Genomic DNA, 17257 nt, shown 5'->3' with positions numbered 1-17257 from the left:
ACACACAAGCGGGCATCGCCAAGTGGTAAGGCATCAGCTTCCCAAGCTGACACTCGCGGGTTCGAGTCCCGTTGCCCGCTCCATTCGAATTTCAGGCACGGTAACGTTTCGTTACTGTGCCTTTTTCAATAAAGCGCCGGGACTCGAACCCGACAGGGTGCGAGCGTTAAATAAACGCGAAGCGTTTATAGCGAGCAGGCAAGGTCGCCGATAGGCGACCGCAGCCGGTGCGGATTTGCGAAGCAAATACGCGGACGTCCCGTTGCCCGCTTCATCGAGCGCGGGAGACCTTGGGACGGCCAATTCAACAAAGTCTTCCCCATCGTCTCCGTGAATCCGAGGAGATCGACCGCAGCCGGTGCGGATTTGCGAAGCAAATACGCGGACGTCCCGTTGCCCGCTCCAATTCCAAAATGTTAGGTTCATGCCTGCTGCCCATACTTGCACCTGCGCACGGTACAATGGTTGGGTTACGACCAACGTGCCAATAACCAAAAAGGAGCCGCTATGATCGATCGCTATACCCGCCCGGAGATGGGACACATCTTCTCCCTCGAGAACAAGTACGCCATTTGGCAGGAGATCGAGGTCCTGGCCTGCGAGGCCCAGGCGGAGCTCGGCAAGATCGGCATTTCTAAAGACGAAGCCCAGTGGATCCGCGACCACGCCAACTTTGAGAAGGCAAAGGTCGACGAGATCGAGGAAGTCACGCGCCACGACGTTATTGCCTTCCTGACCAACATGAAGGAGTACATCGACGCCGATGTTCCCGAGGGCGACCCCAAGCCCAGCCGCTGGGTTCACTATGGCATGACCAGCTCCGATCTGGGCGATACGGCTCTGTGCTACCAGCTCACCCAGGCCTGCGATCTGATCATCGAGGACGTCAAGAAGCTCGGCGAGATCTGCAAGCGCCGCGCCTTCGAGGAGCGCAACACGCTTTGCGCTGGCCGCACCCATGGCATCCACGCCGAGCCGATGACCTTCGGCATGAAGTTTGGCTCTTGGGCCTGGGAGCTCAAGCGCGATCTGGATCGTCTTGAGGACGCCCGCAAGAACGTTGCCTTCGGTGCCATCTCGGGCGCTGTCGGCACGTACAGCTCCATCGAGCCGTTTGTCGAGGAATATGTCTGCGAGCACCTGGGTCTGGTCCACGACCCGTTGTCCACGCAGGTCATCTCCCGCGACCATCACGCCTACCTCGCCGGCGTCCTCGCCACCACGGCGGCCACCTGCGAGCGCATCGCTACCGAGGTCCGCAATCTGCAGAAGACCGATACGCTTGAGGCCGAGGAGCCGTTCCGCAAGGGTCAAAAGGGCAGCTCCGCCATGCCGCACAAGCGCAACCCGATCACCATGGAGAAGGTCTGTGGCCTGTCGCGCATCGTGAAGTCCAATGCCCAGGTCGCCTTCGACAATGTCGCCCTGTGGCACGAGCGAGACATTTCGCACTCCTCTGCCGAGCGCGTCGCCCAGGCCGATAGCTTTATCGCACTCGACCACATGTTCCAGTGTCTCATTCGCGTTATCGACGGCCTGCAGCTGTATCCGGCTCGCATGATGGCCAACCTCAACAAGACTCGCGGTCTCATCTTCTCCTCCAAGGTCCTGCTGGCCCTCGTCGATACGGGCATCACCCGCGAAGATGCCTATGCGATCGTGCAGGAAAACGCCATGGCTACCTGGCACGAGGTGCAGGATTGCGTCTCCGGTCCCACCTTTAAGGAGCGTCTCGAGGCTGATCCGCGCTGCACCGTCAGCCAGGAGAAGCTCGACGAGATCTTTGATCCGTGGGACTTCCTCACCCGCATCGACACGGTCTTCGATCGCCTGGAGCAGCTCGAGTTCTAACTGATCGATTGGGGACGAAGTCAAACCGATCAGTTTACTTTCGGCCTCCGTTGAAGCTCGGCCTTTCAGCCCGAGCCCCGTTGGTAACGCGTTTATCAACGGGGCTTTTGCGTGGGAGCGTCGGGAAAGTCACACTTCAGCGGATGATGGTATATTGCAGAAATGTCGCTTGCCGTTAATTTGCCCCTTCTGGCAAACATTAGCTTGCAAGTGCTCGTTGGGGGGGGGGTATCCTTAAGCCAATTTTAAGGTGTGGGAGAATGCTGCGTTTTTTCACGAGAGATTGGACTTAGGGGAATGAGAAAAGGGTTTTGGAGGATAGCCGCAGGCATCTGCGTTGCTTTAACGGCGGCAACGTTTGGGCTGACGGTGGCCGCCCCGCATGCGGATGCTGTCATGCTGGAGTCGCAGGATGGTTCCATGGGTGCATCGTTTCTCCCATACGATTCGTCTACAGGCGATGTGTGGTCAGAATTTGATGTCGCTGTTGGACAGACGGTGAAAGGAAGGCTTTCCTTTTTTAATAAAAATCACGAATGGGCGCCCATTGACCCCAGTGATATCGATATCACATCGTCTGATGAGGATATCGCTAAAGTGAGCTATAAATCACGTGATTGGGTGTTGACAATTAGTCCCACCAAAGTCGGCACAACGACTATAACCATGAAGAGCAGGGCTGACGAGAGTTTAAACGGTTCTCTTAAGATTAAGAGCGTGGCTAATGTCAATCCAATTAAGGTGAGTTTCGTATCCTATGACCAATCCGGTGCGACGACAACGACTGCAACGCTGGGTTACACGGATGATTGTCCGCAAAAATGCGGGAACACGCACTATGCATTGCTAGAGGGGACAGTTTACGTTCGCCCCAAGGACGAGACCCGTGCGGCTACATATTTTGAAATAAAGGAAGATCCCTCAAAGGATTCCAAAGTTCAGGCAAGGGTGAATTCGAATTATTATTCATATGGAACTTCTGAGCTAAGCGCTTCTTTGCAACTCGAGGCGTTGGCGAAAGATGCAAAAGAGGCCAAGGTTCTTGTCGACTATTGCAACGGCGAGACCGAGATGAAGAAGCTATGTGATGTTGTAACCGAGAATCAGGAGCCTGGATTCAATGAGCGTGGGAACAAAAAACAAAAGATGCTGGTTGGGGACAGCTCTTATCTGTCTGCCATTCTCAACGTTTCCCCAAATGAAGCACTGAAGGCATGCCAGCGTGCACATTGGGATTCGCTCGTTAGCTCTGTAACCTATTCTCTAGAAAGCAGCGATGTTGTTGAGCTTATCGATGGTGAAAACTCGTTTAAGGCAATAAAGCCTGGCACCGTTAAGGCTCATGCTCGTGATGGCCTTGGCAATGACCATCCCTTTGAGATAGAGGTTGTCGACCCTGCGGAAGTGAGCCTTTCGAAGGCTAAGTTTGTGTCGAGCGATTATACATTTCCCTGTGAGGTCAGTTCAGATAGTATATCCAAAGATTGGCTTTGGCTGGAATGTGACAGGGGGTTTGAATATCCAAAGGGCGTGCTGAGCAAAAGCGCTGAGGAATTGATGGACTCCTATGCCGGTGCAAAGTATTCTTTCACTTCAGATAATCCCGATGTCCTCGAGGTAAAAGGACCGATGTTTAATGGTGGCAGTTACTTGGGGTATTTAGTGCCTCATAGTTACGGCGATGCAACGGTTTCAATGTACTTGGGTGGTCGTCTCTGTGACACGATGACCGTTCATGTCGTTAAGCCTGGCGAGGAACCTGCAAAGACTGCGGTTTCCATTGCGGACAGCTACTCAACCTCCATGGATAAAGGCACGACTCAGCAGCTGAAGGCAAAGGTCTCCCCTGATGACAAGGCCAGCCAGGTTGTTTGGTCCTCTTCCAACGAGAGCGTCCTTACCGTCGATGGCAACGGTCTTGTTACCGCTGTCGGTGACGGTAATGCTACTATCACGGCAACGGTTGATGGAGTCTCTGCAACCACGGATGCAATTACGGTAACCACTCCGGTCGTAAGGGTCTCGAGCGTCAGTCTCAGCGCGTCGAATCTTAAGCTTGCTGTGGGCGGTGAGCCCTCGACGTTGACCGCAACGGTTGAGCCCAACAATGCAACGAATAAGAATGTGTCCTGGTCTTCGAGTGACCCGGAGGTCGCTACGGTTGCGGACGGCGTCGTGACCCCGGTCAAGGCCGGCGCTGCCACGATCACCGTTACCACTGAGGACGGCGAGTATAGCGCCACGTGCAAGGTGACGGTTATTCAACCTGCAACAGGTATCACACTCGATAAGCAGAAGGTCACGCTTGTGGGCGCTGCAACCGAGCAGCTTAAGGCAACGGTCGTTCCCGCGGAGGCTGACCAGACGGTTGTCTGGAAGTCCAGTAACGAGAGCGTCGCTACGGTCGATCAAACCGGCAAAGTGACGTCTGTTTCCAAGGGCACCGCAACCATCACTGCTTCGACCGAAGATGGCGCCTATTCTCAGGATTGCGCGGTGACCGTCTCTAATCCCGCAACGAGTCTTACAGTCGATCAGTCCTCCCTCAACCTTGCGAAGAGTGAAGAAGGTACCGTAAAAGCCTCTCTTGCCGGAGCCCTAGCAGGTGAGGTCGACGAGACCAAGCTCGCTCTGGATGACACGGGTGCCTCGAAGGCATTTAAGGTTGTCGACAACGGCGATGGCTCCTACACCGTCACTGCCCTCAAGACTGGTTCCGGTTCATTCGCCATCACCGCGGGGTCGCTCTCCCAGACCGTTTCGGTGAGCGTGACCAATCCCGCCCAGAAGGTTGAGCTCAACAAGACGAACCTTTCCTTTACCGTAGGCGACGCCTCCGCAAAGCTCTCCGCAACGGTGACTCCTGCAGATGCAGACGATACAACGGTGAGCTGGACCTCCAGCGACTCGTCGATCGCTACGGTCAAAGACGGCGTCGTGACGCCGCTTAAGGCCGGTACCGCCACGATCACCGCTGCCTGTGGTGACAAAACAATGACCTGTACCGTTACTGTGGCGGCGAGGACCATTGCGGGCGTTGCAGGTAGCGACGGAACGGACGTTAGCGTAAGCGCCGAGAACAATGCCGCTGCCGGCATTGCCCAGAACAACAGCATCTCTCTTGTGGTCGAGGAGCCGAAAAATCTTACCGACGCCGCCAATGCTACAATTTCCGGCCTTGAGCAGGGGAGTACCAAGGTTGCCGATAAGCTCGATATCAAGCTTCTCAAGGACGGCGAGGTTATCGAGGACTACGAAGGCATGTCCTTCATCGTCCGTGTCAAGATGACTGCTGCCATGAAGGCGCTCACCAATCTCAAGGTGCTCTACGTTGCCGAGGATGGTTCTACTCAGGCTATGGATACGTGGACCGAGGGCGACTACCTCTGCTTCCGCACGAGCCACTTCTCGACGTACGTGGTGACGGGCGAGGAGGCCAAGGGGGAGCCGACTCAGCCCGCGCGGCCCGCGACGCCGTCCCAGCCCGGTCAGCAGACGACGACCAAGGTAACCAAAAAGTCTGCTAAGACTACTAAGGGTACGCTCGCCAACACGGGCGACCAGGCCCTTGCTGTCGCCTTTATTATGGCCGTTGCCGGCGCTTCGCTGATTGCCTTCGCGCTTATGCGCAAACGTCTCGAGCGTTAGGGCGCCCCTCTCGTTTAAGCGCGACCTTTCAGTCCAAGCCCCGTTGGTAACTCGTTTTACCTACGGGGCTTTTACGTTAAAGACTTCAGCCCGTGTGTCGCGTGCAGTGCGGCGCGCCGGAAACCGCCAGATACGCGGTCGGCGCCAACGGCCTGAACGAGGCAGCGGTCGGGGGTGCATTCGGGAGCAGCTGAGCTTCGAGTAGGGTTGACCTAATTCGACCGCCTGCGGATGCATTTCAGCCATTGGCGCCTTGCCCGTTTTGGGCAAGGCGCTTTTTTTCACTGCCGCACTGGCCCCCTGGTAATAAAATGAACCTTATCTGCTGTTTCGATGAAAAGAGTCGTGTGCCCAGACGTATCAAACGAGGCGCTATCGTCTCGTCCGTGCTCATACTCCTTGTTGCCGTTTGTGCGGTCGCCCTGACGTATGCCGTTCGAAGCAGTTCTACCCCATCGAGTGAATCCGATAAAGATCTCTCGGAACTCAAAATTGGCGTTACGGATAACGATCCCTATGTGTATATCGATACCACGGGCGACTACGCTGGTATCGATATCGATATCGCACGCGAGGCTTGCAAACGTGCGGGGCTCAGGCCGCAATTCATCGACATATTTTGGAATGACCGCGATCGCCTGCTTAAAAACGGCGATATCGATTGTCTGTGGTGCGACTATTCGCCCTGTTATCGCGAAGACGATTATTACTGGACCGAGCCGTATCTAACCGTGACGGTTTCGGTTGCCGCCAAGAAAACGAGTGGTATCAAGTCCTTGGCGTATCTCGATGGCAGCAAGACTGTTGCGGTGATTGCCGGTTCGGTGAGTGAACGCCGATTGCTTGCAGGCGATCTGGAAATCTCGCCGGACGTGAACATCAAATCATATGGCTCTGCCGAACTTTGCAAAGCCGCCCTCGTCAAGGGGTATGTTGACTGTTGGATGGCGGACGCTCGGTCGCTTGATTGCCTTGGCGCTCAGTATCCCGGCCTGTATCGTGTGTTCGCCGACAATGTTATGACGGTTGACCTGGGCGTTGCGTTTAAGGACGGCTATGAGGGGGAGTACGTCAAAAACCTCAATACCGTGCTGTTCGAGATGGATCGAGATGGCACGACTGAGCGCATTGTGGGCAAGTACAAGGCGGGGGCGACGACGGACGGGCAAGGAGCGGAATCATGACAAATGATGAGCGCCGCTTACGCCGAAAGGCATTAGTCACCGCGGCTATCTGCGTTGTGGCCAGCGCTGCTTTGTTGGGTCTGCTGTATGTGGTCGGCACGCATCGCTGTCTCGATAAAACGCTTGGGTTTGGCCAGGAAACCATGGTGTTTTTAAAAAACGCCTGCGAAAAATATGACCGATATGAACAGGGAAGAAAAACCGAGGCGACGAACAATTTGGATGCCGCGCTCGAGTCGTTTGCGACGTTCTTGCCACCTGATCACGTTGAAGTCAACGATGACCTCGTCGAGGAGTACGTCCATACCGAGCACCTTTCGGGAATGTTGGTCATGGACGCCGACAGCCATATGACCGCTCATTACGATATCGACGGTCGCGATCCGCTGATGCTGTGGCGAGAGGAGCTTGCCTGTTCGTCGGTCGCATCGATGTACCGAGGCTCCAAGGTGTCCTACTCGACGGTCGTAGAGCGTCGAGATGTTGACTTTGCCGTGAGTGTTGTTCCGTACGGTGATGGCGTAGCACTGGGGTATCGATCGCTTGCGCCCGAGCCCACCGATGATTATTCGTATACGATCGCCGACGTGCTCGTGAACAACACATTCCATCAGAGCCCAACGGTGTTCGTGATGCGCGATGCACAAATCGTTTCTTCAAACGATTCGACCGTCGATATAGCTCTCGCCCGGCTTCTTGCCGATAGCGGAATTGATTGGAAAGACGAAGGCTTATCACGTGTCGAATATCGGGGAAGTACCTGGTATGCCGTGCGTGCGGCGTATAAGGACTATCGCCTGTTTGCGCTCTATCCCAAATCTGAGGTCATGTCGGGCAGGATTTCATTTATCACTGCCGGCGTACTGGCGTTCCTGGTGTTTTTGGTTGTAGTGCTGTTGGTGCGTATCGTCGCCGATCGTCGCAATTTGGCCGAAAAGGACAAGCAGCTCGGCATCATCAATGCCATCAGTACCACGTATGAGTCGACCCTCCTGTTGCATCTCGACACGCTTGAGATCGAGGGGATTAACATGTCGCCATCGGTGGCGAAGATATTTGCCGAGCACTCCGAGGCATATGACTTTTTTGCAACGGTTTGCCGAGACATTGTGAGTCCCGAAAGTCGCGAGGCGGTCATGGAGCTCTTAGATATAAAGACGCTTCGGGATCGTATGGAGGGCGTGCCGTACTTGGATGCCGAGGTACGAGACTGCCGAGGTACGTGGTATTCGCTGCAGGTTGTTCCACAGCGCCGCGATGAGCGGGGTCGACTGGAATCGGTCGTCGTGGCAACGCATAACATCTCGATGACAAAGCGCGCCGAGGAGCTTTCTTTCCAGGACAAGCTGACGGGACTTCGCAATAGAAATTACCTTGAGTCCCTTGGCGACGACCTGGTGAACGAGTCCCTGCCCGTGAGTGTGATCATGATGGACTGCAATTTCCTCAAGCGTACCAACGATCTCTACGGTCACGAAATGGGCGATGAGCTGCTACGGCGTACGGCGTCTGTATTGAGGCGGGCGGCGGGCGAGAAATTTGTGCCTATGCGCATTGGTGGCGACGAGTTCTTGCTGATTTGCCCTCACACCGATCGCGAATCCGCATGTGAAGTAGTGCAAGATCTTCGCCTCAGCCTTGCTGCTGCGAGCGATGAGGTGCTGACAGTCAGTGCGTCGTTTGGCGTCGCGACGGCAGAGGCGCCCGATTATACACTGACCGAGATTTACCACATCGCTGACCACAACATGTATCAAGAGAAACGAAAAGTCCACGCTCGGGAAGCAGATTGCTAGTATTGCTACCGCCGGTTTGCGCATTGGGGAATGTTGAATCGGTGCCCGCGATACTTTATCGGTTCGGACGGGGATAATAGACGTCTGAAATTGCTTTACGAGAGGGGAACGCAATGATTAGTTTTGATTACAAGCCTCAGGGCGTATGCACTCGCAATATCCACCTTGACCTGTCCGATGACGGCAACAAGGTGGTGGGCGTCGAGTTTACCGGTGGCTGCAACGGCAATCTCAAGGCTATCTCTAAGCTGGTCGAGGGTGCTCCTGCCGATCGCGTCATCGAGGTTCTCGCTGGTAATACCTGCGGTATGAAAAAGACTTCTTGCGCCGATCAGCTCACGCGCGCTATCGAGGCCGCTCGCGCCGAGATCGCCTAATGAGTATCGCCGACCACGTCAAGAACGGAATATCGCGCCGCGGCTTTGTGCTCGGAGGGGCTGCCGCGGGCGCTGCCACGGTGCTTGCCGGATGCTCAAAGAAAACGGGTACCAGCGACGATGCTGCCGGCGAGCCACAGGTTATCAAAGACGACTCAAAGATCGTCTCGATTACGGATGAGTATGAGGCCGTCGATATCGATCTTGAGCCCATGGCGACATGGACATTGCCCTTGGGTACGCTGCTGTACTACTGCGACGGCGATTACGCCGCGGCGATGATGGCCCCGGCGTCTGCGCTGCATGCCAACACGCTTGGCGTGCTCAACTTGGGCGACGGCTCGCTCACGACGCTCATCGAGGATCCTATCGAAGGTGCGGGGTATTCGTTTTACGATGTCCGCGCCGGCGATGGCGTGTTTGCGTGGGTTGAGATGAACTTTGCCAATTCATCGTGGAAGCTCTACGCTCAAAATCTGTCGGGCGCTTCGCTCTCTGGCGACGTGGTTGAGCTCGATCGGGGTGGCAAGGACTATGATCCGCCACTGTTCACGGCGTTCGGGTCATCAGTCATCTGGTATAAAATGCCTTCGGCAGGCGGCAATAAAACGAGTAGTGATTCGTTTTGCTATCGTCGCTCGCTTGATGAATCCAAGGCCGAGACAATTTGGAAATCGACGGGCCGCTTTGCATCGGCCCCGCGTGCGAGCGACGGCATTTTGACCATCTCGCCGCGTGTCCGCAACGACGAGGGCGTCTACTACGGCATAACGGCAATCGATCTGACCGACGGCAACAACACCAAACGTGCCCAGCTAGTCCTTCCCTCGTCAGTCTCGCCTTTCGAGGCCGTATATATGGGCGATACCTTCGTGTTTTCTATCGAGGCGACCTATAGTGGCGTGGGCAGCCTGGGCAACATGGGCACGTATATCGGTAATGAGGGAGGGCCATACCTCTTTCTGTCCCGCGAGCCGCTCGCATGTGCTGCCGGCAAGAAGAATAAATATCTCGTTAAGGTACAGGCATCGCATTTTCTCATCGACACCTCTGCCAAGACCTATGGCTCGCTGTTGTCGCCCGACCGCGCTTTGGAATATGGCGATTATCCAGCTACGGCGGGAAAATCGGACTCATTCCTTACGTACGCCACGGTGCGCAACAGCCAGGGTATACCCGAGACGGTCACCGCACGCCTATTCTCTCTTTAAGCTTAGAGGGGTTAAAAAGGCGCCAACAGGGGAATAAACGCGTTGTAATTGTGAGTACCGCCCGCCGAGCTGCCGCGTCATAGTGGCATCCGGCGGGCTCAGGTGCGTTAAAATGGGCTTGTTCTTAGCTGATTGAGACAGGGGGGCCGTGTTATGGCTTCAGATGCAAAAAAGATTCTGCTGGTCGAGGATGAGAAGGCAATCCGTGACGCCGTCGCTGCCTATCTCGAGCGCGAAGGCTACTGGGTTGTGGGTGTCGGTGACGGCCAGTCCGCGATCGAGGAGTTCGAGAAGCATCAGTTTAACCTGGTCGTGCTCGACCTTATGCTCCCCAAGATCCCCGGCGAGCGCGTTTGCCGCACCATTCGCGATACCTCGGATGTCCCCATCATCATGCTGACTGCCAAGGGCGAGATCGAGGACCGTATTATCGGTCTTGAGCTCGGCGCCGACGACTATCTGATTAAGCCGTTCTCGCCGCGCGAGCTTGTCGCGCGCGTACGCGCCTTGTTCCGCCGTGCCCATCAGGCCGACGAGCCAGCCGTCGAGGTACTCGACTTCGGCGATCTGGTCATCGATATCTCGGGCCACAAGATTTTGGTCGAGGGCAAGGAAGTCGACCTGACGGCTTCCGAGTTTAAGCTGCTCACCACGCTTGCCCGTCACCCCGGTCGCGTCTACAACCGCATGGAGCTGGTCGAGAAGGTGCTCGGCTACGACTTTGAGGGCTATGAGCGCACCATCGATAGCCACGTGAAGAACCTTCGCGCCAAGCTGGGCGATGATCCCAAGAAGCCCAAGTGGCTCTACACCGTCCACGGTGTCGGCTATCGCTTCGAGGCTCCGGCCAAGACCGATAAGTCGGACGAGAAATAGGGAAATCACATATGACACCTGCGCGCTTTGAAATCGGACAAAAGCACAAGCAGGAGAGCGAGGCGGGTTCCAAGGCTAGTTGGAACACGCCTCGTTCCGATTCACGGCCAACGATGAGCTATCCCTCGCGCATGGCACTTGCTTTTGCTCTGACATCGCTCATGACGGTATTGGTGCTGGTGGGCGTGGTCTCTGTTGTGTGGGGCACGGTCTTTTCGGATTACACGCGCTCCAATATCGTCGAGATCGCCAATTCTGCTGCCGAAAAGCTTGCGACGTCGTATGAGGAAAACGGCAACTGGACTGCGGGCGAGCTGCGCACGGTCGCGACATCGAGTTTGGTATCCGACGACCTGAGTATGCAGGTCGTCAACAAGAAGGGCGTTGTCGTCTATGACGACTCATGGCCTTCGGCAAGCGCGACCGCCGATGTGCGCGAGAGCGAATCGGCGTCGAGCAGCTCGAGCGGTAAAAAAGCATCGCATAGCCCGGTCTCGTCTGCTCCAACCGACTCCGATAGCGTTGCTAACGTCGAGATTGTAACGTCTTCCGGCGAACATGTCGGACAGGTAAAGCTGTGGGCCATCGGCTCCGACGCTCTGCTCACCAAGGCGGACTCTGCGTTTAGGGAGAAGACCTTTAACGCCATGGCCCTCGCCGCAGTTGTTGCAATCTGCATTTCGGTCGTTATCGGATCGCTCGTGTCGCGCATGCTCACCAAGCCGATTCATCGTATTACCAGTACCGCAAAGCAAATCCGTGACGGCGACCTGTCGGCTCGCACGGGACTGCGCGGTGATGACGAGATCGATCAGCTGGGTGAGACCTTCGATGAGATGGCCACTTCGCTCGAGAAGGATATGAAACACGAGAAGCGCCTGACCTCAGACGTTGCACACGAGCTTCGTACGCCGCTTATGGCCATGCTCGCAACGGTCGAGGCCATGCAGGATGGCGTGTATCCCACCGACGATGAGCATTTGGAGACCGTTGCTTCCGAGACGCGTCGCCTGGCTCGTCTGGTGCAGCAGATGCTCGATCTATCGCGCATGGAAAACAGCACGGCTCCGCTCAACCTTGAGCCGGTGGACATGGTTCCTTTCGTGCGTTCCATCGTCAATGCCCAGGAGCGCCTGTTTGTCGACCGCGATCTGCGCCTGCGTTTTGCGGACGAGACCCAGGGTCACGACGATGTCGTCGAGGCCGATCCCGACATGATCACGCAATGTGTTATCAACCTCATGAGCAACGCCATGCGCTACACCCCCGAGGGCGGTTGGGTCGTTGTGTCGGTGCTCAGTGACCGCAAGCACGTCAGCATTGCCGTTTCTGATACCGGCATCGGTATTGCCAAGGACGATCTGTCGCGCATCTTCGGCCGTTTTTGGCGCGCCGATGCCAGCCGCGCCCGCGAAGCTGGCGGCCTGGGCGTTGGCCTCGCCGTGACCAAGCAGATCGTCGAGCGTCACCATGGCTACATATCCGTGGAGTCGGAGCTTGGAAAGGGTACGACTTTTACAATTCATCTGCCCCGCGAGCACACGGCAGACGCGGCATCTACTACAATGGAGCACTAGCTTTTCGCTATTCGGTGAAGGAGGGGCCGCGTCCCTGCCGCTCCGAGTTTGCGAAAACATGCGGGAAAGAACCCGCATTTCTGTCGTATTTAGGTAAGGAGTGACTCACGTGACAACGATGGAGCGTCGTCCGGATTCCCGTGGCAAGGTTCGTGATATTTACGATGCCGGTGAAAACCTGCTGATGGTCGCCACCGACCGCATTTCTGCGTTCGACTTCATTCTTCCCGACGAGATTCCGTTTAAGGGAGAGGTGCTCAATCGCATCTCGGCATTCTGGTTCGATAAGTTTGCCGACATCGTCCCCAACCATCTCGTTTCCATCGACCCGGCGGATTTCCCCGAGGAGTTTGCTGAGTATCGTGACTACCTCGCAGGCCGCGCCATGCTGGTCAAGAAGGCCCAGACGATTCCTATCGAGTGCATCGTCCGCGGCTATCTGACCGGTTCGGGCAAGAAGACCTACGACGAGAACGGCACCGTCTGCGGCATCCAGCTGCCTGAGGGCCTGACCGAGGCTTCCAAGCTTCCCGAGCCGCTGTTCACGCCGTCCACGAAGGCCGAGATTGGTGACCACGACGAGAACATCTCGTTCGAGCGTTGCTGCGAGATCGTGGGCGAGGATATCGCCACGCAGATTCGTGACCTTTCCCTCAAGATCTACAAGGCCGCTGCCGAGTACGCCGCGACCCGTGGCATCATCATTGCCGACACCAAGTTCGAGTTTGGTGTCATCGATGGCAAGGTCACGCTAATCGACGAGTGCCTCACGCCCGATTCCAGCCGTTTCTGGCCTGCTGCCAGCTACGAGGAGGGCAAGATCCAGCCCAGCTACGACAAACAATTCGTCCGCAATTGGCTCAAGGCCAACTGGGATATGACGGGGGAGACCCCGCACCTGCCCGCCGAGGTCATCGATGGCACGTCCGAGCGCTATCGCGAGGCCTTCCAGATCATCACGGGCTCCCAGTTCACAAGCATGAAGGAGAACGCATAAGTGAGTACCCGTAGCGCCACGAACAAGCGCACGCAATCCCACGAGGTTACCGGGGTTGCGCGCAAGTCCGCCGCATCTGCTAAGCCTGCCCGTCAGGCAGCGAGCTCTGTCCGCGTCGTGCCGGCTTCGTCTAAGGCACGCCGCAAAGAGCTCGAGAAGGGCGAGAACCTCGAGGGCCTCTCTAAAGAGGAGAAGCGCGCCCGCAAGGCTAAGCAGCGCGCCAAGGAGGACCGCATCTACACGGTGTCGAATATCCTTCTCAAGCAGGATGAGGACTACACCAAGCGCCGTCGTATCTGGTGGGCCGTGCTTACTATCGGCATGGTACTCGTCGTGGCAATTTGGGCTTCGCTCTACTTCGCTCCCGCTGGCATGGTGTCCAGCCCTGTCCAGATGGTCGGCATCGTTTTGTCCTACGTCGTCATTTTGGGTGACTTTATCTACGACTTCGTTCGTATTCGTCCCCTGCGCAACATGTACCGCACGCAGGCCGAGGGCATGTCCGAGAACAAGCTCAACGCTCTTATTGAGCGCGCGGCTGCCGAGGAGGACAAAAAGGACTCCAAGAAGAAATAGCGTTTGCATGCATACTTATCGCTAAGATATAAGGCGCGTCGTTTTTGCGGCGCGCTTTTTACTGTTCTATAGATAGATGGAGTGGCACATGATTCGAGCTGCCCTGACGGTCGAAGAAGCTCTGGAGGGCATGAAGGCCCTGGAGCCCAAGATTAAAAACTATGCGCGTCTGGTTGTCCGCAAGGGCGTAAACGTCAAGCCCGGCCAGGAGGTTGTCGTTCAGTCTCCGGTCGAGTGCGCGCCTTTTGCCCGCGTGGTGGTCGCGGAGGCTTATGCCGCCGGCGCTGGCCACGTGACGGTCATTTGGGCCGATGATGCCGTGACGAGGCTCACGTACGAGCATGTCGATAAAAGCTATTTTGAGCAGACGCCCGAGTGGAAGCGCATGCAGCTGGATTCCCTGGCCCAGGATGGTGCCTGCTTTGTCTTTATCGAGGGGGCGGATCCTGCGGCCCTCAAGGGCATCGATCCAGCCAAGCCGGCCGCGGCATCCAAGGCGAGGAATACGCAATGCAAAGTTTTCCGCCGTGGACTGGATTACAACATCAATCCGTGGTGCATCGCCGGCGCTCCGGTCGTGGCTTGGGCGCACGAGGTGTTCCCGGGAGACGCCGATGAGGTTGCAATCTATAAGCTGTGGAATGCGATTCTGCACACCGCGCGCGCCGATGGCCAGGACCCAGAGAGCGACTGGGAACTCCATGACGCCGCATTCGAAAAGAACCTGCGTTTTCTGAACGACAATCGTTTCGACTACCTGCATTACGCCGCGGCAAATGGAACCGATCTGACGATTGGCATGACGAAAGGTCACGAGTGGGCCGGCGGCAAGGGCAAGACGCCCGAAGGGCACCCCTTCTTCCCCAACATTCCCACCGAGGAAGTCTTCACTTCGCCCGATCGCATGCGCGCCGACGGTATCGTGTACTCGGCCATGCCGCTCATCCACCATGGCAATAAGGTCGACGATTTTTGGATTAAGTTCGAGGGCGGCCGCGTAGTGGACTACGATGCCCGTGTGGGCAAGGCAACGCTCGCAAGCATCATCGATACTGACGAGGGCGCTGCTCACCTGGGAGAGGTCGCGCTCATCTCCAAGAACACGCCGATCCGCGAAAGTGGCGTACTGTTCTACGATACGCTCTATGACGAGAACGCTAGCTGCCATCTCGCGCTAGGTGTCGGTTTCCCCGAATGCATCGAGGGTGGGTATGACATGTCCAAGGAAGAGCTCCTGGAGCATGGCGTTAACGTCTCGAGCACGCACGTCGATTTTATGATTGGCACGGACGACATCGATATTACGGGCATTACGCCTGATGGACGTGAAGTTGTGATTTTCCAGAACGGCCAATGGAGTTGGGAATAGTCCCAGACCGTGGTACAATGCCACCCGCGGGCCGTTAGCTCAGCTGGCAGAGCAGGGGACTTTTAATCCCAAGGTCCAGGGTTCGAACCCCTGACGGCCCACCATAGAATGGAAAAGCGACTGGCGGATGCCGGCCGCTTTTTTGTTGCCGCGACGCGGGTTCGAACCCGAAAGGGCGCGGAGCTGAGTAAACGCGTGAGCGTTTGCCAGCGCAGCGCGCAAGGCGCGAAGCGCCGCAGCGGCCGCCTGCGGAGCAGGCTGAACCCCTGACGGCCCACCCAAAGTAAGGAATACGAAATGAAAACAAATAGATACGGAATTAGCGGCAGCACATTAAAGATAATAGCAGCCATTTCGATGGTTCTCGATCATGTAAGCAGGATCGTCCTGACCAATGGAATCATGACTCACGCATCGTACAGTCAGATATCAGACGAACAGTGGGCGATTCTAAGCGAGGCTTCGGATATGCTTCATGTTCTTGGCAGAATTGCATTTCCCTTATTTTGCTTTTTGATAGTTGAGGGATTTTTGCATACTCATGACTTAAAGAAGTACCTGCGAAATATGCTTGTCTTCGCAATCATTGCGGAGCCCATATACGATTTCGTCCAAACCGGGCAACTATTTGACCTTCGGCAACAAAATGTTATGTGTGAGCTCCTGCTTTCCTTGGTCTTTTTGATTGTTCTGGAAAAGATACAAAGTCTTTCAAAACGGAAAAGATACATCGCAGAAACTGCTCTGATTGTTTTGACAGCACTGGCAGCTGAATACACTAAACTAGATGGCGGTGTGTATGGCATTATGCTTGTGGCTGCATTCTATTTATTCCACGACAGCAAGGTCAAGATGTTCTTTGCTGCAGTATGTGCAGTGCTCCTTTCGTCATGCCATATAGTTGGCGGCGGATTCGAGCTTGCTGCAGCTAATGTACTTAATCCTGATGTTGCTGCCGCGGTCGTTTCGTTGCTGCTTATCAATCTTTATAATGGTAAGCGAGGGCTGAAGCTCAAATATTTCTTCTACATTTTCTATCCGGCACATCTTGCTCTGCTTTATGGTGTCTCACTTATTGTTTTGAACTGTCTTTAAAAACTCTCAAACAAGTCTCTGAAAACGGAAACAAACTGACTCTAAGACTGCTTGTGAATTTCCGGAAGACCTGAGAGATGCGAGGATAGGCAACGAGGGCTGCAGAGAGATGCTTCTCAGTTCTCTGGCGGATCGCACGTATCTGTATGAGGATCACTTCCACACACTCATTAATAACAGTGATAAACACGGCAGATCCTCAAAACATGAGGCTGTGGAGGTCGAACGATGCTTCGAAAGCATGAATGGCAGCGAGAAAATGAGTTCGGAAGCGCCCTCTGGATGATCCAGCATAGAATAGAAAGCGATCGGCTCCGGCTGGTCGCTTTTTTGTTGCCGCGCCACGGGTTCGAACCCGAACTTCTCTATATATAAGAACGCTTGGCGAACAAAACCTGCCTTTTACCGACGGGAAAGAAATAGCTGATGCTTTTGGAGTAAAGTGGCGCTCCAGAGATGACCGATGCCTTAACACCTATAAACCAGCTGGTCATCGCCAATATCAGAAGCCAATGCTTCAGTTTTAACCTCAGTGATGCGACTGAGGAACCTATTCATTTGTGAACAAAATATGGAGTGCGCGATTCCCGCCCCCGGCGCCCCTCCGGTCTGGCAATATATCTCCTTGCCGCGCGGCCCGGTCGGACCGGATCAGCCGCCAGGCGTGCACCTTGAGAACCGGATACTGCGAGGATGGACA

Annotated in this window: 12 protein-coding genes and 2 tRNA genes; all 14 read left to right on the top strand. The window is 55.7% G+C overall.

Annotation, left to right across the window (positions count from 1 at the left end; all coding sequences use genetic code 11):
* Positions 1-8: 8 nt before the first annotated feature.
* Positions 9-83: transfer RNA gene (locus tag PMW67_RS07020), tRNA-Gly, on the top strand.
* Positions 84-507: 424 nt separating this feature from the next.
* The gene (purB, locus tag PMW67_RS07015; RefSeq protein ID WP_117840643.1) at positions 508-1851 is read left to right on the top strand and encodes an adenylosuccinate lyase; all 1344 of its coding nucleotides are present in this window, start codon (positions 508-510) and stop codon (positions 1849-1851) included.
* A gap of 297 nt (positions 1852-2148) precedes the next feature.
* Positions 2149-5499 (top strand): Ig-like domain-containing protein, encoded by a 3351-nt coding sequence (locus PMW67_RS09735; protein ID WP_334204047.1) that lies wholly within the window; start codon positions 2149-2151, stop codon positions 5497-5499.
* Between the two features lie 347 nt (positions 5500-5846).
* Positions 5847-6683 (top strand): substrate-binding periplasmic protein, encoded by an 837-nt coding sequence (locus PMW67_RS07005; RefSeq protein WP_271739269.1) that lies wholly within the window; start codon positions 5847-5849, stop codon positions 6681-6683.
* Positions 6680-8479: a GGDEF domain-containing protein gene (locus PMW67_RS07000; protein ID WP_271739268.1), complete on the top strand. Its 1800-nt coding sequence runs from the start codon at positions 6680-6682 to the stop codon at positions 8477-8479. Before PMW67_RS07005 ends, PMW67_RS07000 begins: the two co-directional genes overlap by 4 nt.
* Before the next feature lie 113 nt (positions 8480-8592).
* Entirely contained in the window at positions 8593-8856 is a 264-nt protein-coding gene (locus PMW67_RS06995; protein ID WP_117735816.1) for a TIGR03905 family TSCPD domain-containing protein, read from the top strand.
* Positions 8856-10067 carry a twin-arginine translocation signal domain-containing protein gene (locus tag PMW67_RS06990; protein ID WP_117806576.1) on the top strand — a complete coding sequence of 404 codons (1212 nt, stop codon included), beginning with the start codon at positions 8856-8858 and terminating at the stop codon, positions 10065-10067. The genes PMW67_RS06995 and PMW67_RS06990 overlap by 1 nt, the downstream gene beginning before the upstream one ends.
* A gap of 153 nt (positions 10068-10220) precedes the next feature.
* The gene (locus PMW67_RS06985) at positions 10221-10943 is read left to right on the top strand and encodes a response regulator transcription factor (protein WP_271739267.1); all 723 of its coding nucleotides are present in this window, start codon (positions 10221-10223) and stop codon (positions 10941-10943) included.
* Positions 10944-10954: 11 nt separating this feature from the next.
* A complete protein-coding gene (locus PMW67_RS06980) occupies positions 10955-12520 on the top strand; it encodes a sensor histidine kinase (protein WP_117877336.1) in 1566 nt (521 codons plus the stop codon).
* A gap of 118 nt (positions 12521-12638) precedes the next feature.
* Positions 12639-13517, top strand: coding sequence for a phosphoribosylaminoimidazolesuccinocarboxamide synthase (locus tag PMW67_RS06975; RefSeq protein ID WP_035136481.1), 879 nt, complete (start codon positions 12639-12641; stop codon positions 13515-13517).
* A complete protein-coding gene (locus tag PMW67_RS06970; protein ID WP_117774211.1) occupies positions 13518-14093 on the top strand; it encodes an ABC-2 transporter permease in 576 nt (191 codons plus the stop codon).
* A gap of 88 nt (positions 14094-14181) precedes the next feature.
* Positions 14182-15462 carry an aminopeptidase gene (locus PMW67_RS06965; RefSeq protein ID WP_118270876.1) on the top strand — a complete coding sequence of 427 codons (1281 nt, stop codon included), beginning with the start codon at positions 14182-14184 and terminating at the stop codon, positions 15460-15462.
* A gap of 28 nt (positions 15463-15490) precedes the next feature.
* Positions 15491-15566, top strand: a tRNA-Lys gene (locus PMW67_RS06960).
* Between the two features lie 193 nt (positions 15567-15759).
* Entirely contained in the window at positions 15760-16557 is a 798-nt protein-coding gene (locus tag PMW67_RS06955; RefSeq protein WP_271739264.1) for a TraX family protein, read from the top strand.
* Positions 16558-17257: the final 700 nt, after the last annotated feature.

This window comes from Collinsella aerofaciens, assembly GCF_028209395.1.
Classification (GTDB): Bacteria; Actinomycetota; Coriobacteriia; order Coriobacteriales; family Coriobacteriaceae; genus Collinsella; species Collinsella aerofaciens_AZ.
Note: the sequence above shows the minus strand (reverse complement) of the source record. Positions and strands in the feature narration are given on the sequence as shown.

Bases quoted from the DNA above. Each gene is read 5' to 3' on its own strand.
- PMW67_RS06955 (WP_271739264.1), top strand. From the start codon at position 15,760: ATGAAAACAAATAGATACGGAATTAGCGGCAGCACATTAAAGATAATA.
- PMW67_RS06995 (WP_117735816.1), top strand. From the start codon at position 8,593: ATGATTAGTTTTGATTACAAGCCTCAGGGCGTATGCACTCGCAATATC.
- PMW67_RS07000 (WP_271739268.1), top strand. From the start codon at position 6,680: ATGACAAATGATGAGCGCCGCTTACGCCGAAAGGCATTAGTCACCGCG.
- PMW67_RS09735 (WP_334204047.1), top strand. From the start codon at position 2,149: ATGAGAAAAGGGTTTTGGAGGATAGCCGCAGGCATCTGCGTTGCTTTA.
- PMW67_RS06990 (WP_117806576.1), top strand. From the start codon at position 8,856: ATGAGTATCGCCGACCACGTCAAGAACGGAATATCGCGCCGCGGCTTT.
- PMW67_RS06980 (WP_117877336.1), top strand. From the start codon at position 10,955: ATGACACCTGCGCGCTTTGAAATCGGACAAAAGCACAAGCAGGAGAGC.
- PMW67_RS06965 (WP_118270876.1), top strand. From the start codon at position 14,182: ATGATTCGAGCTGCCCTGACGGTCGAAGAAGCTCTGGAGGGCATGAAG.
- PMW67_RS06985 (WP_271739267.1), top strand. From the start codon at position 10,221: ATGGCTTCAGATGCAAAAAAGATTCTGCTGGTCGAGGATGAGAAGGCA.
- purB (WP_117840643.1), top strand. From the start codon at position 508: ATGATCGATCGCTATACCCGCCCGGAGATGGGACACATCTTCTCCCTC.
- PMW67_RS06975 (WP_035136481.1), top strand. From the start codon at position 12,639: ATGGAGCGTCGTCCGGATTCCCGTGGCAAGGTTCGTGATATTTACGAT.